General features: G+C 70.4%; 17 protein-coding genes and 3 tRNA genes. 9 read left to right on the top strand and 11 right to left on the bottom strand.

Annotated features, from left to right (window positions below; all coding sequences use genetic code 11):
* Together VGN50_RS10115 and VGN50_RS10110 are read left to right on the top strand one after the other, a co-directional pair.
* Nucleotides 1-537, top strand: a 537-nt coding sequence (locus tag VGN50_RS10115; RefSeq protein ID WP_327444636.1) for a tyrosine-type recombinase/integrase, incomplete at its 5' end; no start/stop codon positions are given.
* Nucleotides 537-887, top strand: a complete 351-nt coding sequence (locus VGN50_RS10110) for a tyrosine-type recombinase/integrase (RefSeq protein WP_327444635.1) — start codon at nucleotides 537-539, stop codon at nucleotides 885-887. The genes VGN50_RS10115 and VGN50_RS10110, both read left to right, overlap by 1 nt.
* Before the next feature lie 12 nt (nucleotides 888-899).
* Here the strand turns inward: VGN50_RS10110 and VGN50_RS10105 are convergent.
* The 8 genes from VGN50_RS10105 to VGN50_RS10070 all read right to left on the bottom strand — a co-directional run bounded on the left by VGN50_RS10105 (nucleotide 900) and on the right by VGN50_RS10070 (nucleotide 6,121).
* Nucleotides 900-975: transfer RNA gene (locus tag VGN50_RS10105), tRNA-Phe, on the bottom strand.
* Between the two features lie 268 nt (nucleotides 976-1,243).
* Nucleotides 1,244-1,320 (bottom strand) — tRNA-Asp (locus tag VGN50_RS10100).
* Nucleotides 1,321-1,339: 19 nt separating this feature from the next.
* Nucleotides 1,340-1,412: transfer RNA gene (locus tag VGN50_RS10095), tRNA-Glu, on the bottom strand.
* A gap of 103 nt (nucleotides 1,413-1,515) precedes the next feature.
* The gene (locus VGN50_RS10090; protein WP_327444634.1) at nucleotides 1,516-2,565 is read right to left on the bottom strand and encodes a PHP domain-containing protein; all 1,050 of its coding nucleotides are present in this window, start codon (nucleotides 2,563-2,565) and stop codon (nucleotides 1,516-1,518) included.
* A gap of 13 nt (nucleotides 2,566-2,578) precedes the next feature.
* Nucleotides 2,579-4,021: a GuaB1 family IMP dehydrogenase-related protein gene (locus VGN50_RS10085; RefSeq protein ID WP_327444632.1), complete on the bottom strand. Its 1,443-nt coding sequence runs from the start codon at nucleotides 4,019-4,021 to the stop codon at nucleotides 2,579-2,581.
* A 42-nt stretch (nucleotides 4,022-4,063) separates the two neighbouring features.
* Complete coding sequence (locus VGN50_RS10080; RefSeq protein WP_327444631.1) at nucleotides 4,064-4,903, bottom strand: oxidoreductase; 840 nt, start codon at nucleotides 4,901-4,903, stop codon at nucleotides 4,064-4,066.
* Entirely contained in the window at nucleotides 4,900-5,124 is a 225-nt protein-coding gene (locus VGN50_RS10075; protein WP_327444630.1) for a hypothetical protein, read from the bottom strand. Before VGN50_RS10075 ends, VGN50_RS10080 begins: the two co-directional genes overlap by 4 nt.
* A gap of 22 nt (nucleotides 5,125-5,146) precedes the next feature.
* Nucleotides 5,147-6,121 (bottom strand): pirin family protein, encoded by a 975-nt coding sequence (locus VGN50_RS10070; RefSeq protein ID WP_327444629.1) that lies wholly within the window; start codon nucleotides 6,119-6,121, stop codon nucleotides 5,147-5,149.
* A gap of 84 nt (nucleotides 6,122-6,205) precedes the next feature.
* Here VGN50_RS10070 and VGN50_RS10065 point away from each other — a divergent pair, with 84 nt between their 5' ends.
* Both VGN50_RS10065 and VGN50_RS10060 read left to right on the top strand, forming a co-directional pair.
* Nucleotides 6,206-6,919, top strand: coding sequence for a hypothetical protein (locus tag VGN50_RS10065; RefSeq protein ID WP_327444628.1), 714 nt, complete (start codon nucleotides 6,206-6,208; stop codon nucleotides 6,917-6,919).
* A 98-nt stretch (nucleotides 6,920-7,017) separates the two neighbouring features.
* A complete protein-coding gene (locus VGN50_RS10060) occupies nucleotides 7,018-7,728 on the top strand; it encodes an alpha/beta fold hydrolase (protein ID WP_327444627.1) in 711 nt (236 codons plus the stop codon).
* On the opposite strand, the gene VGN50_RS10055 is transcribed toward VGN50_RS10060, so the two are convergent.
* Both VGN50_RS10055 and VGN50_RS10050 read right to left on the bottom strand, forming a co-directional pair.
* A complete protein-coding gene (locus VGN50_RS10055; protein WP_327444626.1) occupies nucleotides 7,719-8,699 on the bottom strand; it encodes a DUF6454 family protein in 981 nt (326 codons plus the stop codon). The two genes, VGN50_RS10060 and VGN50_RS10055, sit on opposite strands and share 10 nt — an antisense overlap.
* A 114-nt stretch (nucleotides 8,700-8,813) precedes the next feature.
* Nucleotides 8,814-9,986, bottom strand: coding sequence for an ROK family transcriptional regulator (locus tag VGN50_RS10050; protein WP_327444625.1), 1,173 nt, complete (start codon nucleotides 9,984-9,986; stop codon nucleotides 8,814-8,816).
* Nucleotides 9,987-10,116: 130 nt separating this feature from the next.
* Between VGN50_RS10050 and VGN50_RS10045 the strand changes: the two genes are divergently transcribed.
* From VGN50_RS10045 to VGN50_RS10030, 4 genes are all read left to right on the top strand, one after another.
* Nucleotides 10,117-10,914, top strand: coding sequence for a sugar phosphate isomerase/epimerase family protein (locus VGN50_RS10045; RefSeq protein ID WP_327444624.1), 798 nt, complete (start codon nucleotides 10,117-10,119; stop codon nucleotides 10,912-10,914).
* A complete protein-coding gene (locus VGN50_RS10040) occupies nucleotides 10,914-12,209 on the top strand; it encodes an MGH1-like glycoside hydrolase domain-containing protein (protein WP_327444623.1) in 1,296 nt (431 codons plus the stop codon). The genes VGN50_RS10045 and VGN50_RS10040 overlap by 1 nt, the downstream gene beginning before the upstream one ends.
* Nucleotides 12,113-14,125 (top strand): glycogen debranching N-terminal domain-containing protein, encoded by a 2,013-nt coding sequence (locus VGN50_RS10035; protein WP_327444622.1) that lies wholly within the window; start codon nucleotides 12,113-12,115, stop codon nucleotides 14,123-14,125. The genes VGN50_RS10040 and VGN50_RS10035 overlap by 97 nt, the downstream gene beginning before the upstream one ends.
* Before the next feature lie 98 nt (nucleotides 14,126-14,223).
* Entirely contained in the window at nucleotides 14,224-15,393 is a 1,170-nt protein-coding gene (locus VGN50_RS10030) for an acyl-CoA dehydrogenase family protein (RefSeq protein ID WP_327444621.1), read from the top strand.
* Between the two features lie 68 nt (nucleotides 15,394-15,461).
* Here VGN50_RS10030 and VGN50_RS10025 read toward each other — a convergent pair whose 3' ends face one another.
* Nucleotides 15,462-15,923 (bottom strand): MarR family winged helix-turn-helix transcriptional regulator, encoded by a 462-nt coding sequence (locus VGN50_RS10025; RefSeq protein WP_327444620.1) that lies wholly within the window; start codon nucleotides 15,921-15,923, stop codon nucleotides 15,462-15,464.
* A gap of 113 nt (nucleotides 15,924-16,036) precedes the next feature.
* Between VGN50_RS10025 and VGN50_RS10020 the strand changes: the two genes are divergently transcribed.
* Nucleotides 16,037-17,869 carry a chloride channel protein gene (locus VGN50_RS10020; protein ID WP_327444619.1) on the top strand — a complete coding sequence of 611 codons (1,833 nt, stop codon included), beginning with the start codon at nucleotides 16,037-16,039 and terminating at the stop codon, nucleotides 17,867-17,869.
* Nucleotides 17,870-17,891 lie beyond the last annotated feature (22 nt).

Below are 17,891 nucleotides of genomic sequence, written 5' to 3'. Positions count from 1 at the left end.
GACGGCAAGCCGCTGTCGGTGCCGACCGTCCGCCACGTCCACCGCACCCTGCGCAAGGCCCTCAACGACGCAGTGATGATCGACGGCGTGCTGGCGTCCAACCCGGCGCTAAAGGCCAAGCTGCCCCGTGACCCGGGGAGCGAGCCGCGCCTGGTGTGGACTGCCGAGGACCTCGACACGTTCCTCGACGCGGTCTCGGCCCACCGGCTGCACGCCTTCTACCGGGTGGCGGCGTTCACCGGTGGACGCCGCGGTGAGGTGCTGCACCTCCGGTGGACTGACATTGACCTCGAGGCTGGACTGCCGCGGTTTGAGGGCTCGACCAACGTCATCGACGGTGCGCGCATCGACGGGACCACCAAGGGCGGCCGCAGTCGCACCGTCAACATTGATGCTGGAACCGTCGACGTGCTCAAGGACCACCGCAGTCGGCAGGAGGCCGACCAAGAGCTTGCCGGTCCTGAGTGGCACGCCAACGGTTTAGTCTTCACCACGCAGATGGGCGACCCGCTCTACCCAGACACCGTCACCAGCTGATGCCCAAGCTGATCGATGCCTACAACAACCCGGCGACACGGGCCTGGCGTGGACACCCGGCTCAAGCGCTGCCCAAGCCGGAACGTCAACTTCCGCTGATCCGGCTGCACGACCTACGCCACCTGCACGCGACCCTGCTCCTGCTGGAGGGAGTGCCAGTGCACGTGGTCGCCAACCGGCTGGGGCATAGCGACCCGGCGGTGACCTTGCGGGTCTACGCCCACGTGCTGCGCGAGTCGGCCGCCGGTGTCGCTGACATCTTCGCCCGCGCTGTCTCCCAAAAGCCTGTTAGCAAAAGCGTTAGCAAGATCGAGCCTGAGAAGCACGAAACCCGCGTGCCAGTTCTCTGACCTGCGGGTTTGTGGTGGCCAGAGACGGGGTCGAACCGCCGACCTTCCGATTTTCAGTCGGACGCTCTACCAACTGAGCTATCTGGCCCGCTGCGTGTGACACGCGATCGCGACCGGTCCGACCTGCGGATTTCGCCGGAGGAGGCCTGTCGCGACCGGTCGATCATAGCCCATCCCCGCACCCCGATGTGCACCCACGCCAGCCCGTGACCGGTGCCCGGCGGACCACGCCGACCGGGATACTCCGCCGCCAGGACCGGTTGCGACGACCCCGCTGGCTGGGCGGCCTGGGCGTTCGAGCTGAGCCAGACCGGACATGCCACAGGCCCGCACGAGTGTGCGGGCCTGTGGTGAGGTGGCGACCCCGACCGGGCTCGAACCGGCGACCTCCGCCGTGACAGGGCGGCGCGCTAACCAACTGCGCTACGGGGCCTTGATGGTGCTGTGGTGCGTATCCCCAACGGGATTCGAACCCGTGCTACCGCCGTGAAAGGGCGGGGTCCTAGGCCGCTAGACGATGGGGACCGGCCTCTCAACCGATCCTCGCCTCTAGCGACCAGCGCTCGGATCCGTCGAGGACTCGGAAAGCATAGGGGCTGAGGGGCTCGTTATCCAAAACGGCCGTCCGTCATGCCCCAGAGGCCCACTCCAGCAGCCGGTCGGCGTCCCAGGTCGTCACGATCCGGTCCTCTGGCACGCCCAGCCGCTCGGCCCGCTCACAGCCGTAGGCCTTCATCTCCAGCTGGCCCGGTGCGTGGGCATCGGAGTCGATCGCGAAAAGGCAGCCGATCTCCAGGGCCAGCAGCACGAGCTCGTCGGGAGGGTCGCACCGCTCAGGCCGGCTGTTGATCTCGACGGCGGTCCCATGCTCGGCACAGGCCTCGAACACCGCGCTCGCGTCGAACTCCGACTGCGCCCTCACCCCGCGGGAGCCGGTGACCAGTCGCCCGGTGCAGTGCCCGAGGACGTTGACGCGCGGGTTCGACACGGCGGCGACCATCCGGCGGGTCATGGGCGCCTTGTTCATCTTGAGCTTGGAGTGGACGCTCGCCGTGACGACGTCGAGCCGGCCGAGCATCTCCGGGGTCTGGTCGAGCGAACCGTCATCGAGGATGTCGACCTCGATCCCTTTGAGCAGCCGGAACTCGCCATCCAGCGACGCGTTGACCGCGTCGACGATCCGCAGCTGTTTGGTCAACCGCTCCACGCTGAGCCCGTTGGCGACGCGCAGCTGCGGCGAGTGGTCCGTCAGCACCAGCCACTCGTGCCCGAGCTCCACCGCCGTCAGCACCATCTCCTCGATGGGGCTGCCGCCGTCGGACCAGTTCGAGTGCGAGTGGCAGTCGCCTTTGAGGTCGGCGAACAGCTTCTCGCCGCCGCTCACCAGTGGCTTTGCCTTGTCCTGCAGCGACTTCAGGTATGCCGGGAGCTCACCGTCGAGGGCCTCGCTCACCACCGCGGCTGTGGACTTCCCGATGCCGGGGAGGTCTTGCAGGGTGCCCGTCTCGTGCCGGGTCACCAGCTCCTCGGCAGGCGTCTCCCGGACCGTCACCACCGCCTTGCGGAACGCCTCGACGCGATACGACCCGGCGCGCTCGCGCTCCAGCAGGAACGCGACCCGCCGCAGCGCCTCGTCCGGCTCGACAGGTGCCGTGAGCGGCTCGACCGAGGCAACCATCAGCGAGTCACCCTCACCATGAGGTGTGCAGCGGCCGGCCCTCGGCGAAGCCGGCGGTGCTCTGGATGCCCACGACCGCGCGTTCGGCGTACTCCCCGATGGTGCGTGCACCGGCATACGTGAAGCTCGAACGGACACCGGCCACGATCTGGTCGATCACGTCCTCGACGCTCGGCCGGTCGGGGTCGATGAACATCCGTGCGGAGGAGATGCCCTCCTCGAACAGTGCCTTGCGAGCGCGCTCGTACGGGCTGTCGGTGGCCGTGCGGTTGCGGACGGCCCGGCTCGACGCCATGCCGAACGACTCCTTGTAACGGCGCCCGCGCTCGTCGACGAACAGGTCCCCCGGGCTCTCCAGGGTGCCGGCGAACCACGAGCCCACCATGACGTTAGAGGCGCCGGCCGCCAGCGCCAGCGCAACGTCGCGGGGGTGCCGCACCCCGCCGTCCGCCCACACGTGGCGGCCGTGGTGGCGGGCCTCGGTCGCGCACTCGAGCACGGCCGAGAACTGGGGCCGCCCCACGGCCGTCATCATCCGCGTGGTGCACATGGCGCCAGGCCCGACGCCCACCTTGACGATGTCGGCGCCAGCCTCGATCAGGTCCCGGGTGCCTGCCGCGGAGACGACGTTGCCGGCGACGACGGGCACCCCCGGGTCGAGCGCCCGGACGGCCCGCAGCGCGTCGAGCATCTTCTCCTGGTGTCCGTGCGCCGTGTCCATGACGAGCAGGTCGACGCCCGCCTCGAGCAGCGCGGCGGCCTTGCCGGCGACGTCGCCGTTGATGCCGACCGCAGCGGCGATGCGCAGGCGGCCGTGCGCGTCGGCGTTGGGGGAGTAGAGGCGTGCCCGCAGCGCGCCGGCGCGGGTGATGATGCCGACGAGGTTGCCGGCGTCGTCGACGACGGGCGCGACGTGATGGTGCGTCGAGGCCAGCTGGTTGAAGGCGGCCTCGGGGTCGGTGCCGTCCACGACGAGGACGGGCTCGCGGGTCATGACCTCGTGCACCTGGGTGAACCGGTCGACGCCGGTCAGGTCGGCCTCGGTGACGACGCCGATCGGGCGCTTGCCCGACTCGTCGACGACGACGGCCGCGCCATGGGCCCGCTTGGGCAGCAGACCCAGAGCGGCACCGGCCGTCTCGCTGGCCACCAGCGTGATGGGGGTGTCGTGCACGAGGTGGCGCTGCTTGACCCAGCTGGTCACCTCGGCGACGACCTCGACCGGGATGTCCTGCGGGATGACGGCCAGCCCGCCGCGACGGGCGACCGTCTCGGCCATCCGCCGGCCTGCGATCGCCGTCATGTTCGCCACAACGAGCGGGATCGTCGTGCCGCTGCCGTCCGAGGTCGACAGGTCGACGTCGAGCCGGCTGGTCACCTCTGACCGGCTGGGCACCATGAACACGTCGTCGTAGGTGAGGTCGAACGCGGGCTGGAGGCCGTTGAGGAACTGCACGGCCTCGAGTCTAGGCGGACCGCAGCGGTATGCCGTGGGCTGCTAGTGCTTGAACTGCTGCCGCACGATCGCGTCCCAGACCCGGTCGCCCCCGACGGTGCGCGCGGTGATCAGGGCCCGCGCGGCCGGCGTGACGACGTAGCGCGATCTCGGGTGGCGGGACTCGACGGCCTTGAGGATGGTGCTGGCGACTCGCTCGGGACCGGTGGCCAGGGCGGGGTTCGCGTAGCCGCCAGAGGTGCTGGCCGCGCTGGCAGCGAGCAACGCGGCATACGGGGAGTCGCCGTCGGGCGTCGCTGCCGCGGACGTCAGGGCGACCTCCTCGAAGCCGGTGCGGATCAGACCCGGCTCGACCAGGCTGACGGAGATGCCGAAGGGGCGGACCTCGTTGCGCAGGGCGTCGGTGATGGCCTCCACGGCGTACTTGGTGGCGTGGTAGTAGCCGCCGACAGGGAAGGTGATGCGCCCGCCCATGGAGCCGATGTTGACGATGCGACCGGCGCGGGCCGCCCGCATGCCCGGCAGGACCAGCTGGGTCAGCCGGGCCAGACCGAACACGTTGGTCTCGAACATGGTGCGCACCTTGTCGAGGTCGGTCTCCTCGACGGTGCCGTACTCGCCGTAGCCGGCGTTGTTGACGAGGACGCCGACCCGCTCGTGCTCGGCCTCGATGCCCTTGACGGCGGCCTCCATCGACTCCTCGGAGGTGACGTCGAGAGCCATGGTGTGGGCTCCCGCTGTCTCGAGGGCAGCCAGCGTCTCGGGTCGGCGCGCAGTGGCATAGACGATGTGGCCGGCCTTGACGAGCAGGTCGGCGGTGGCGAGGCCGATGCCGGAGGAGCAGCCCGTGACGAGGATCGGCCCGGTGGTGGTGGCGGTCATCGTGACTTTCCTTGTCCGTTGGGGCCGCGGCGGGCCAGGTAGCGTTCGACCGCAGAGTAGGCGAGCAGCCCGACGACCAGGGAAACGACGAAGACGACCCAGTAGCTGAGGCTGGGCAGTAGCCACTGCAGGCCCTCCCTGACCAGGATCAGCGCGCAGATCGCGGTCACGAACGGCAAAAGGGTCGACGAGGCGTTGCGCCGTCCGCCGGTGGGGCTCATGAGCCCAGTGTGCCCCAGGCCGCTAGTGGGGTGGGTTGCCGCGAGGACGGATCCGCACCGGCGGGATCACGGGCGCGGGCAGGTGCCGCACCTCGCCGGCATACCCCAGCACCTCGCCGAAGCGCTCGGAGTGGCTCATCCAGTCCTCGCGCGCCTGGACGACGTCCTCATGGCTGCGGCCGACGAAGTTCCACCACATGACGATGTCCTCCTCGAACGGCGGGCCGCCGAGCAGCAGGGCGCGGGCGGGGGTGGGCGCCCTGTTCGTGAGGGTGACGGTGGTGCGCCCGGTGGGGAGGTAGCCCATAGCGCCGCGGCCCAGACTGGTGCCCTGGACGCCCACGCCCTCGGTGTCAGCGAGCACGCCATGCTCGAAGCCACTGTCGAGCGCCAGCTCGAGGCGGGCACCCGCCTCCAGGACCAGCTCGGCCCCGAGCAGCGGGGTGAACGTCTCGACCGGTGAGGTCTGGCCCGCCAGCGAACCGAGGAACACCGCGACGGCAGCGCCGGCCAGCAGCACGGGCTCGGGCCGATAGTGCTGGAACGCCATGGGGGCCCGGCGATGGGCGTCGGGCAGCGCGACCCAGAGCTGCGCTCCGTGCAGGACGGTGGTCGCAGGGGTGGACACCTCGGAGTGGGCGATGCCGAGGCCGCCGGTCATGAGGTTGAGCTCGCCCGGCCGCACGAGGGCATGGGTGCCGAGGCTGTCGCGATGCTCGATCTCACCGGTGAACAGCCAGCTCACGGTCTGCAGGCCGGTGTGCGGATGGGGCGGCACGTCCATGCCGCCGGTCTCGCTGACGTCGTCCGGTCCGTAGTGGTCGGCGAAGCACCATGCTCCGATGAGCGAACGCCGACGCTGCGGGAGAGTGCGGCGGACGGTCATCGCCCGAGGGCCGCCGAGCGGAACGTCCCTGGGCTCGAGGACCTCGAGGTCGGAGGTGGGTGGTGCCGCCGCACACTCGAGCTCCTCGGGGCGGACCTCGACGTTGCTCACCGGGCCAGTCTGGCACTCGCGTGGCGTGTGGACAGAGGCTGAGGAAGGCTGAGGCGACGGCGGAACCACAGACAGAGGGCGGACATGGCGGACGGCTCGACAGGTGGCCGGGCGGCCACCCGGATCCTGCGGGCGGGAGCGGGCTTGGCCGGCCATGCGCTGGGCGCGCTGTTCGGTGCCGTGGGGCAGGTTCGGCGCGATCGTGCGCTGCACCCTCGGGGAGCGACGTATGCCGCGCTCGCGACGATGCACGGCGGCTCGGCGAGCGGGGTGCCGTGGCTGGACACGGCCGGTACCACTCGTGTGGTGGTCCGGGTGTCTCGCGCTACCGGCCTCCCGTCGCCGTGGCCGGACGTGCACGGCATCGCCATCCACGTGCCTGCCGAGGTGCTGTCCCGACGTGACGGCGCGGACCTGCTGTTCGCGAGCACCGGTGACTCGGGACTGGGCCGATTCCGGCTGGCCGCCAGGCGCGAGGCGGCCGGCGGTCCCCTCACGACGCTGCTCCCCATGCGCACCGGGGCCGGACCCATGCTGTTCCGCCTGCGGCCAGTTGAAGGTCCCGCGACGTCGGCCGCTGGTCTGGTCGGCGCGCGCTACCAGCTCTCGTATGCCGTGGGCACCCGGCCCTGGACCGTCGTGGGCGAGATCCAGGTCGGCGCACCGGAGGGGGAGCAGGTCGATCGGCGTCGGCACGACCCGGTCCTGCACACGCTTCCGGGCACCGAGCAGTACCCGGTCGTCGCGGCGCTGCGCGAGCCGGCCTACCGCGCAGCCCGACGAGTGCCCGCCTCGTGAAGGAGAGGTGGACGAGCCTGGGGAGGGTCAGGCTGCGCTCGTGGGAGTTCGCTCCTGAAGAGGTGTCCCCCGGGGGCGGCACACCGTCGGAGTTGCCAGTGCTGGGCACCGTGCTGCTCGTGCCGGGTCTGGGGCTGCCGCGCTACACCCTTCCCACCGCCGAGGCTCTGGCCGCACATGGAATGCGGTGCGTGGTGCTCGACGCCCTCGCATCGCGTCGCGACCGCCCGCGCGTGCCGCCCGACGTCGACTCCCTCGGGCGAGCGGCGGCTCGCTGGGTGCAGGCCTCCACCGTCGGGGGCCCACTAGTGCTCTTCGGACACTCCACCGGTGCGCAGGCCGCGCTCGCGGCCGCGCTCGAGCTTCAACCCGTGCTGCCGTCGCTCAGGCTCGTCCTGGCAGGTCCGACCTTCCAGCCCGAGCACCGCACGGTCGCCGGCCTCGCGCGGGCTGGCGCAACGGCATACCGTCGCGACAGCCCGCGCGAGCTGGCGGTGCTCCGGGACCTGGCCCGCGTGCGAACCGACGTGGTACGCATCATCAGGTCCGCGCAACGGGACCGACCAGAGGAGCGGATCGCAGGGCTCCATGCGCCACTGCTGCTGACCGCAGGGGAGTACGACACCTTTGCCTGCCTGGAGTGGATGAAGCGGCTGGCGGCAGCGTCCGGGTCGGCGCAGGCGGGGGACGGCTCCCCGCGGGTGGTCCGGCTGCCGGGATCGCACAACAACCTGTTCACCCACCCCTTCGAGATCGCTGCCGAGGTGGCCCGCTGGGCGAACCCCGACGGCGCCCCCGGTCAGCGCTGAGGCGTCACCGTGGCCTCGTAGGTCAGGATCTCGGTGCCGTTGCCCTCGTCGCCGTTGTCGGGGGCGACGCGCAGGGTGAGGTGGTTGCCGTGCGCCGTCATCTTCATCGGGTTGCGAGTCGCGACGTGGCCGGCGGTGGACCACTGCTGGAACGGGATGTCCCGGGTGACCTGCTCCGTGGTGAGGTCGATCATCGCGAGCCCACCGAGCTCGTAGGTCGCCGAGCTGCCGCCCGCTGAGGGGGTCTGAGGCAGGTTGGTGATGCCGCCGCACAGCATCTTGCTTTTGGGGACGTACTGGCAGTCCTGGTAGTCGATGAAGAAGTTCGGGTTGTCCCAGGTCTTGAGCTGCTTGCCCTGCAGGTTCCACTCGGCGAAGCGGCGCGAACCCCACGTGTTGCCCACGAGGTGTCCGGTCTGCTTGTCCATGACGATGCCGCCGAAGTGGTCGGCCACCTCGAACTGCTTGTGGACGGCCAGGGTGGTCGCGTCGACGCGGTAGATGATCGCGCTCGAGTTCGGACGGTACTGCGCGACCGGCACCCAGACGTTCGTGCCGTCGAAGTCGATGCCGCCAGGGTGGTACATGTCGCCCTCACCGAGGGTGATGTCCTTCTGCAGATGGCCGGCCTTGTCCATGACGAAAAGGTGCCCGATGCCCTTGCCGGGCGTGCGGTCGTAGCCGCCCTGCGGGGTCGGGTACTTCACGGTCGGCTCGATGATCTGCACGGCCGACAGGAAGATGTGGTTGGGAGAGAAAGCGATTCCCTCGGTGTGGTAGGTCGGGAAGCTCAGCTTGAGCTTGCTGGTCTGGGTCCAGGTGGTGCTTCGGGTGACAGAGCCGAAGGCATCGGCCAGTGCGGTGTCCGTGCTGTGTGACCGAGCCTCGCTCGCATGGGCGACTGCGCCGCCGCCGAGGGCGGTCGCGGCGAGCACGGCCAGGGCGGCGGCGTGGGAGCGGATGCGGTTCATGGGATCTCCATCTCGAGGGGTGGCGGTCTTCGACCGTAGGGAGAGGGAGTGAACATCTAGTGTCGTCCGGGTGCCTCGGTGCTGAACGCGCTGCCCCCGCGAGGGCCTTCCCCGTCAGCCGGCGAGCCGACTGTTGACAGCCTCGGCCGAGAACAGCCGGTCCGCCGCGATCCGCGCCATGCCGACGATGCCGGCGTCTGCGCCGAGCGTGGACAGACGGACGTCGAGGTTGCGCGTGGCGCGGGCGAGCGTGCGGGGATAGAGCGTCTCGCGCAGGCCCCCGATGAGAGGGGTGGAGGCGAGGTCGCCTCCGACGACCAGTATGCCCGGGTTGACCATGGACACGACCGTGGCCATCACCTCGCCGATCCGCCGGCCGGCCTCGTGGGTGAGCGCGACGGCATCCGCCTGCCCGTTGGCCAGAAGCCGGCCGACGTCACTCCCAGACCGAGCAGGTATGCCGCGTCGCGTCAGCTCTCGCGCGACCGCCCTGCCGCTCGCCACGGCCGCGACGCACCCGGGCGACCCGCACTGGCAGACGGCGGTCTCGCCGCCCAGGCGGATGTGCCCGATGTCGCCTGCGCCCCCGTCGACACCCCCGTAGACCTGGCCACCGATGACGAGCCCGGCGCCGATTCCGGTGGACACCTTGAGCAGGCACAAGGAAGGGCAGTCCCGATAGTCCGACGAGTACTCCCCGAAGGCCATCGCGTCGGCGTCGTTCTCCACGAACACGGGCCCGGTGAAGCGGGGTCCCTTGAGGGACCGGAGGGCGTCGCCGATGTGCTCACCGATCGGGTAGCCGTCCCAGCCGGGCATGATCGGGGGTTGCGCGGGGTGGCCGGTCTGACGGTCGACCGGCCCCGGCACGCAGATCCCGGCCCCGGACAACGACAGCCCGGAGACTCCGCTGCGGCCCGAGAGCTCCTCCAGCGACTCGGTCAGGGTGCCGAGAACTGCCTGGGGGCCTTCGGTGATGTCGATCGAGATGTGGGCGCGCTCGAGCACCGTGCCGCCGAGATCGGTGATGGCGGTGACTGCGTGACGGGTGTCGACGGCAGCGACGGCCAGTGCCGTGTGCCCGACGTCGAAGACCAGCCGGCTCGGCCTCCGCCCCCCCGTCGACCGCCCCTCGCCCGCCTCCTTGACCAGGCCCGCGTCGATGAGGGCGTCGACGCGCTGGGCCACGGTGATTCGGGACAGCCCGGTGGTGAGCTGAAGGTCCCGGCGGGTGGGGGCCATCCCGCGACGGATCAGCTCCAGAATGTCGCCCGGCCCCGTGCTCATCTGCCCCCCTGTCCGGTAGTTCGGTCGCGTGGGTCACTTATGTATAGTTAATATACCTATGGTGTCCAGCCCACCATCCCCGGATGTGGCGCATCGCCACTGGCGACCCTCGAAACCCTTGGGAGTGCTCATGACCCTGGTCACCGTCCGGGAGGAGCACCTGCCCGCCGGCACCCTCGAGGAGAAGTTCGAAGCGGCCCAGGCCTGGGGCTTCGACGGCATCTCGCTGCGCAGGACCGGTGAGCGCGACCTGGTGTCGCGGATGACGGAGCTGAGGCGAGCCAAGGCCAATGGCGTGGTCATGCCGACCGCCGGTGATGAGGCGCGGCACGGCGTCCGTGTCCCCGACCCGTCGAACGGGTCCGACACCCTCAGGCGGTTGACCACGCAGCTGACGGTCATCGCCGAGATCGGTGGCATCGGTCTGGTCACCTCGGCGTCGCTCGGGCTGTTCTCCAAGCAGGTCGACCGGGTCAAGCCTCCGCGCTCGCATGACAAGCAGCGGACCGTGCTTCTCGAGGCCCTGCAGAAGCTGGGCGCGCACGCCGAGTCGATGGGGGTCGAGCTGCTTCTGGAGCCGCGGAACCGCTACGAGGAGGGCGTCGTGACCAGCCTCGCCGACGCGGCACACCTCATCGAGGAGGCCGGCTCGCCGGCCATCCGGATCGCGGCGGGCACGTTCCACATGAACCTGGAGGAGGCCGATCCCGCCGCCGCACTGCTCGGCGTCGCTGCCCACGTGGGCCACGTCCGCGCGAGCGACTCCAACGGCAGGGAGCCGGGTGCGGGTCATCTCGACTGGGCGCTCTTCGGGTCCACGCTGCGCGCGATGGGATACGACCGCTCGGTCGCTGTCGGCGCTGTGCTGTCCGGACCCGCGGAGGCGGTCCTGCCGCCGGCTGCCGGCCTGCTCCGCCGGTACCTGTGATGCCGCCCTCTGCCGAGGGCCGCGCCACGGCGGTGCTGTTGTCCAACTGGGCAGGCACGCACACCCTGCCCGCCACAGGCCTGTACCCCCACCAGTGGAGCTGGGACTCGGCCTTCATCGCGATGGGTCTGCGACACGTCTCGCCGCGTCGGGCGGGTCAGGAGCTCGACGCCCTCTTCGCCGGGCAGTGGTCGGACGGCCGACTCCCGCAGATCATCTTCGACCCGCATCGCGACAAGGACTACTCGCCGGGGTCGCAGTTCTGGCAGTCCTCCACGATCCCCGGAGCACCCGGGACGGTGGAGACGGCAGGGCTCGTCCAGCCCCCGAACCATGCGTGGGCAGTGTGGATGGTGCACCGAGCAGATCCCGAGGAGTCTGCCCGTCGGGACTTCCTCTCGCGGGCCTATCCGCAGCTGCTCGCCTGGCACGAGTACCTCCGCACGCGGCGGGACCGGGGCGGCTTGGGACTCGTCTCGGTCGTGCATCCCTGGGAGTCCGGGACCGACAACTCGCCCCTGTGGGACGAGGCGCTCGCCAGGGTGCCCGACACCCCTCGCCACGTCGTCGAGCGCCCTGACCTGCAGCACGCCTGCGCCTCCGAGCGCCCCAGCGACCGTGAGTACGGCCGCTACTTCTGGCTGGCGGAGCGGTACCGCGACCATGCGTGCGACGACGTCGACGCCGGGTACCCCTTCCTCTTCGAGGACCCTCTGTTCAACACTCTGTATGCAGTGTCCGAGCTGGCGCTCGCGGCGATCGCCCGGCAGCTGGGTGCAGATCCGGCGCCCCACCATTCGCGCGCGGCGGAGATCAGCCGCGCGCTCGCCACGCTCTACTGCCCGGAGATCGAGTGCTACGGGGCTCGGGACGTGGTCACTGGTGAGATCGTCGCCAAGGCGACCATCAACGGCATACTGCCCCTGCTCGCCCCCGACATCGCGCACGCTGACGAGCTGGTGTCGACGCTGTGCGGGCCAAGGTTCCTCGGCGACGGCGCGCTCCTGCCACCCAGCTACGACGCCACGGCGCCCGACCTCGACCCCTCGCTCTACTGGCGCGGGCCTGCGTGGTTCAACATGGCCTGGCTGGCGGCGTTGGCTCTCGGCGCTCGGGGTGAGAAGCAGGCTGCCGAGGCGTTGCGCTCCATGCTCGTCCGGCTCGCGGTGGCGAACGACTTCCCGGAGTACGTCGGTCCGTGGAGCGGCACGCCCCACGGCACGCGGCGGTTCAGCTGGACCGCGGCCCTGGCCCTGGAGGCGCAGGCGAACACCGGTTGGGACCTGCTCGGGTGAGCTTCGACGGTGAGTCGCTCGTCTCGGGAGGGTCGTTGCTCCTGAGCGGTCCGGATGGTGCGGTCGGAGAGGAACCCGACTCTCGTGTGACGGGGCTGTTCGTCGGCGACGTACGCCTACTGTCACGTCGCATCCTCAGCCTGGACGGGCGCCGGCTGGTGCCGGGGGCGGTCAGGTCCAGTGCGAGTGAGCGCACCGTCGCACTGGTCCCCGAGCTCGGCCGCAACGAGACCACCGATGTCCTTGTCGTCTCGACCCAGACCGTCTCGCTGGCCGGGTTGACCGAGGAGATCCGGATCCAGAATGCCGGCCGGGCGCCGTTGACGGTCGAGGTCGACCTGGAGCTGGGCGCCGACTTCGCAGACCCGTTCGTGCTGCGCGCGGACGGCCGGAGCTTCGACATCGCGGGTGGTTCACGCGCAGTCGAGCTCAGTGATGGTGGCGTGACGCTGAGCTACTGGCGCGAGCGGGCGGGGAGGCGCTTCAGCGCTGGAGCGGTGGTCAGCGCGGATCCTCCGGCTCGCGTCGAGCCTGTCGCGGCAGCCAGGTCGACGGAGGCCGGGTCGGTGGGGGCCGCCGCCGAAACCCTTGGTGCGCGGCTGTCCTGGCGCCTCGAGCTCCCGCCGCTGGAGGCCCGCGTCCTGCGCGTCCGCGTGGCGGCAAAGGCCACCACCGGGGGGAATCCGCCCGCCGCGGCGGGCTTGGCTGTCGGTGACCCCGTTCGGCTGGTCACCCCGCCCGACCGTCGGACCCGCGCCCACGAGGATCTCGAAGCGTTGCTCATGCCCTGTCCCGGCATGCCTGAGCTCACCGTGGTGGGCGCGGGGGTGCCCTGGTTCCTCACCCTGTTCGGTCGGGACTCGCTCATCACGGCTCTCCTGGCGGCTCCCGAGGTGCCCGCGCTGACGTCGGATGTGCTGAGGGCCCTGGCCGCGACGCAGGCGGACCGGGTCGACCCTGCGTCGGTCGCCGAGCCGGGGAAGATCATCCACGAGCTGCGTGTCTCCGAGCTCGCGACCTTGGGCCAGGTGCCTTACGGCCTCTACTACGGCTCGGTCGACTCGACCCCTCTGTTCCTGTGGGGGCTGTCGACCGTGCAGGACGAGTCGGTGCAGCGGGCGCTCGAGCCGGCCGCGCGGGCGGCCCTCGGCTGGATCCGTGGCCCCGGCGGCCTCGAGGGCGGCGGTTTCGTCACCTACGTCTCCGACCCGAACGGGCTGAAGCACCAAGGGTGGAAGGACTCGTTCGACGCCGTCAGCCACGCCGACGGGCGCATCGCAGGCGGCGCCATCGCCCTGTGCGAGGTGCAGGGCTACACGTGGAGGGCGCTGACTGGTGCAGCCTCGCTGGCTCGCCGGTACTGGGACGACCCGGCGCTCGCTGACGAGCTGGAGGATGCTGCTGCACGGCTGCAGGCGCGGTTCCGTGAACGGTTCTGGATGGGTGACGGCGCCTTCCCGGCGCTGGCCATCGACGGTGAGGGCGAGCGTGTGGAGGTCGTCGCGTCGAACGCCGGCCACCTGTTGCTGACCGGGATGCTCGACGCCGCCGAGGCGGCCCGCGTCACCGCACGCCTGATGGAGCCGGATCTGTTCTGTGGGTGGGGGATTCGCACGCTCTCCACCACGGCCGCGGCATACCAGCCGACGTCGTACCACAACGGGTCGGTGTGGCCGCACGACACGGCCATGATCGCCGAAGGCATGCGGGCGTACGGCCACCTCGACGCGGCGAGGACGCTGGCGCAGGCGATCGAGGACAGTGCCGCTCACTTCGACGGACGGCTGCCGGAGCTGTTCTACGGGTTCAGCCGAGACGAGTTCCCGCGCCCGGTGGCCTATGCGCACGCGGCACGCCCCCAGGCCTGGTCCGCGGCAGCCGCGTGTGTCGCCGGACGCATCCTGCGCGAGGGCTGAGCGGCCCCCGTCCCGCGCGGACTGTGACGGGAGCCCTATGGGCCAGGCTCGCCCATGCGGTTGGATGACGGCAGTGCCTTCCTCCGAAAGGACCCACCATGGCTCCCACCTCCCCGCTGGGCCTCTTCGCCGTCGACGACCTCATCCAGGACGAGGACCGGGCCATGCGTGACACGGTCCGACGGTTCGTGGACGACCGCATCCGCCCCGAGATCGCCGACTGGTACGAAGCGGCCCGCATCCCCGCTCGCGAGCTCGCCAAGGAGCTCGGGTCGCTCGGGCTGCTCGGCATGCACCTCGAGGGGTACGGATGCGCGGGAACCAGCGCTACGGCATACGGCTTGGCCTGCCTCGAGCTGGAGGCGGGGGACTCGGGTGTCCGGTCCCTCGTGTCGGTGCAGGGGTCGCTGGCGATGTACGCGATCTATGCGAACGGGTCGGAGGAGCAGAAGCAGGAGTGGCTGCCCCGGATGGCGGCTGGCGACGCGATCGGCTGCTTCGGACTCACCGAGCCGGACTTCGGGTCGGACCCGGGTGGCATGCGCACGCGGGCGCGCCGGGACGGGTCGGACTGGGTGCTCAACGGCACGAAGATGTGGATCACGAACGGGTCCATCGCCGACGTCGCGATCGTGTGGGCGCAGACCGATGACGGAATCCGCGGGTTCGTGGTTCCCACTGACGCGCCTGGGTTCTCGGCACCCGAGATCAAGCGCAAGATGTCGCTGCGGGCATCGGTGACCGCTGAGCTGGTCCTCGCGGATGTGCGCCTGCCCGAGTCGGCGATGCTGCCGGGGGCGAAGGGGCTCTCGGGGCCCTTGTCCTGTCTGAGCGAGGCGCGGTTCGGCATCGTGTTCGGTGCGCTGGGCGCCGCGCGCGACTGTCTCGAGTCAACGATCGCGTATGCCGCGGAGCGTCAGATCTATGGTCGTTCCCTCTCTGCGTACCAGGCCACGCAGCTCAAGCTCGCCGACATGACGCTCGAGCTCGGCAAGGGGATGCTGCTGGCGCTGCACCTGGGGCGTCTCAAGGACAGCGGCGCGCTGCGTTCTGAGCAGGTGAGCCTGGGCAAGCTCAACAACGTTCGTGAGGCGATCGCCATCGCCCGCGAGTGCCGGACCATCCTGGGAGCAGCGGGGATCACCCTGGAGTACCCGATGATGCGGCACGCCAACAACCTGGAGTCGGTGCTCACCTACGAGGGCACTTCGGAGGTGCACCAGCTGATCATCGGGCAGGCGCTGACGGGGGAGCGCGCTTTCCGGTAGGGGGCTCGGCGCCTGCTTCCCTGACTGAGGCACATCGTGGGCTTCTCCTTGCGAAGGTGCCTCTCGGCTCACGGTGTGCGCCGGGCGTCGGCGGACTGCTCACGAACCTCGTCGCCGGCGGCCAACGTGCCGATCATCGACTCGACCAGGGCGGCCAGCCGGCCGAGCTCGTCGATGTGCACGCTCGTCAGGGCCGCCAGGATGTGCGCCCCGTCGGTCGACAGCCGCAGCCGCACCACCCGGTGGTCGTCGCTGTCCCGATAGCGGGTGAGCAGGCCCGCACGCTGGGTGCGGTCCACGAGCTCGACGGCCGAATGGGGCTTGATGAGTAGGTACTCGGCGACCTGCCCGATCGTGGGGCCGGCGGGCTCAGGATGGCCCCGCACCGCCAGGAGCAGCTGGTGCTGGCTTGAGGTGAGGCCGTGCTCCGAGGCCTGTTCGGCGCTCCAGTGTTCGAAGCGCCGCAACCGGGTCCGGACGGTGAGCAGGCGCGCGTAGTCGGCCTCGCTGATCGTCTGGTCGTGCGGCATGGCTCACTCCTGGCTCCGGGAGGACGAGGAAGCGACTACTCTATTAGATCGTGTTACGACATAAATGCCTGAACGCCTGCCACTGCTGACCTCCCGCACCGATCGGACCTCTGATGAGCCACCCCGCCAACGCCGCTGCCCGCCGTGACGTGAGCCATCTCGGCGACTTCACCACCACCTCTCGGATGGTGGTGATCGCCGGGCTCGCCGTACCGGTGGGCGCCGTGAGCGCCGTCGTCGCATGGGCCCTGCTGCGGCTGATCGGGCTCATCACGAACGCCGTGTTCTACCAACGGCTGGACACCCGGCTCGTGGCGCCCGGAGCCGTGCATCACAACCCGCTCGTCGTCCTTGTCGCCCCTATTGCAGGCGGTCTCGTGATCGGGCTCATGGCGCGGTACGGGTCGGAGAAGATCCGTGGCCACGGCATGCCGGAGGCCATCGAGGCGATCCTGCTCGGCGGGAGCAAGGTCCAGCCGCGGGTGGCCGTGCTCAAGCCCGTCTCCGCCGCGATCGCCATCGGCACCGGCGGCCCGTTCGGTGCGGAGGGCCCGATCATCATGACGGGCGGGGCGGTCGGCTCGCTCTTCGCGCAGTTCCTGAGGCTGACCGCCGACGAGCGCAAGACCCTGCTCGTCGCCGGCGCCGCCGGTGGCATGGCGGCGACCTTCAACTCGCCCTTTGCTGCCGTCCTCCTGGCGGTCGAGCTCCTGCTGTTCGAGTGGCGACCGCGCAGCTACGTGCCGGTGGCCACCGCCGTATGCGTCGCCGCGATCGTGCGCCGCCCACTGCTGGGCACGGCCGCGTTGTTCCCTGCCGTGGGAACCCTTCACCTCACGTATGCCGCCTACGGCCTCTGCGTGGTGTCCGGCATCGCGTCCGGCCTCTTGGCCCTCGTCGCCACGGTGCTCGTCTATGCCGCGGAGGACGTCTTCCGCCGCCTGCCCGTGCACTGGATGTGGTGGCCGGCGATCGGCGGCCTGGTCATCGGACTCGGTGGTCTCGTGGTCCCCCAAGCCCTGGGCGTGGGCTACAACATCATCGCCGGCGAGCTCGCTGGGTCGATCGGGCTCGGGCTCGTCGTGGGCATCCTCGTGGTCAAGACGCTGATCTGGTCGCTGTCCCTGGGCTCGGGGACCTCAGGCGGCGTGCTGGCACCGATGTTCATGATCGGCGGTGCGCTCGGCACGCTCGAGGCCCACGTCTTCCCGACCGTGGGGCCAGGCTTCTGGGCGCTCGTCGGCCTCGCCGGCGTGCTCGGAGGGGTCATGCGGTCGCCTTTCACCGGAGTCGTGTTCGCGATCGAGCTGACCACGCGCCTGGATGCCTTGCTGCCCCTGCTCATCGGTGCCTCCACGGCATACGCCGTGTCTGTCCTCGTGCTGAAGCGCTCTGTGCTGACGGAGAAGATCGCTCGCCGCGGCTTCCACCTGTCCCGCGAGTACGACGTCGACCCGCTGGAGATCCTGTTCATCGGCGAGGTGATGGAGACGGACCTGTTGACCTTCGAGGCGCATGTGTGCGCGGCGGAGGCACTCGAGGCGGTCTCCGACACCGACCCCGCGACCCTACGGGCGCGCCGACAGATGCTGTATCCCGTGGTCGACGATGCAGGTCACCTTCTGTCGGTCGTGACCCGCACCCAGCTCGAGACGGCGGTCCACGATGGACGCGGCGGCGAGCCGATCCTCGACCTGGGCACCGGCCAACCCGTCGTCACCCATCCGGACCAGACTCTGCGCACGGTCGCCACCGAGATGGCCCGTCACGGCGTCGACCGGATGCCAGTGGTCGACCGTCATGACCCGGACCGGCTGGTCGGCATCATCTCGCTGACCATGCTGCTCGCCGGACGCCTGCGCGACCTCCAGGAGGCGCGCGACTCCGAGCGCATCCTGCGACTGCGCATGGTCAGGCCCGGTCGGGCCGCACGGGAGTCGGGCTAGGCGGCCTATCGCGCCGCAGCCG

Source organism: Pedococcus sp. (assembly GCF_036000045.1).
Lineage (GTDB): Bacteria > Actinomycetota > Actinomycetes > Actinomycetales > Dermatophilaceae > Pedococcus.
Note: the sequence above shows the minus strand (reverse complement) of the source record. Positions and strands in the feature narration are given on the sequence as shown.

Bases quoted from the DNA above. Each gene is read 5' to 3' on its own strand.
- VGN50_RS10065 (WP_327444628.1), top strand. From the start codon at position 6,206: ATGGCGGACGGCTCGACAGGTGGCCGGGCGGCCACCCGGATCCTGCGG.
- VGN50_RS10025 (WP_327444620.1), bottom strand. From the start codon at position 15,923: ATGCCGCACGACCAGACGATCAGCGAGGCCGACTACGCGCGCCTGCTC.
- VGN50_RS10080 (WP_327444631.1), bottom strand. From the start codon at position 4,903: ATGACCGCCACCACCACCGGGCCGATCCTCGTCACGGGCTGCTCCTCC.
- VGN50_RS10030 (WP_327444621.1), top strand. From the start codon at position 14,224: ATGGCTCCCACCTCCCCGCTGGGCCTCTTCGCCGTCGACGACCTCATC.
- VGN50_RS10020 (WP_327444619.1), top strand. From the start codon at position 16,037: ATGAGCCACCCCGCCAACGCCGCTGCCCGCCGTGACGTGAGCCATCTC.
- VGN50_RS10045 (WP_327444624.1), top strand. From the start codon at position 10,117: ATGACCCTGGTCACCGTCCGGGAGGAGCACCTGCCCGCCGGCACCCTC.
- VGN50_RS10075 (WP_327444630.1), bottom strand. From the start codon at position 5,124: ATGAGCCCCACCGGCGGACGGCGCAACGCCTCGTCGACCCTTTTGCCG.
- VGN50_RS10090 (WP_327444634.1), bottom strand. From the start codon at position 2,565: ATGGTTGCCTCGGTCGAGCCGCTCACGGCACCTGTCGAGCCGGACGAG.
- VGN50_RS10050 (WP_327444625.1), bottom strand. From the start codon at position 9,986: ATGAGCACGGGGCCGGGCGACATTCTGGAGCTGATCCGTCGCGGGATG.
- VGN50_RS10110 (WP_327444635.1), top strand. From the start codon at position 537: ATGCCCAAGCTGATCGATGCCTACAACAACCCGGCGACACGGGCCTGG.
- VGN50_RS10055 (WP_327444626.1), bottom strand. From the start codon at position 8,699: ATGAACCGCATCCGCTCCCACGCCGCCGCCCTGGCCGTGCTCGCCGCG.
- VGN50_RS10040 (WP_327444623.1), top strand. From the start codon at position 10,914: ATGCCGCCCTCTGCCGAGGGCCGCGCCACGGCGGTGCTGTTGTCCAAC.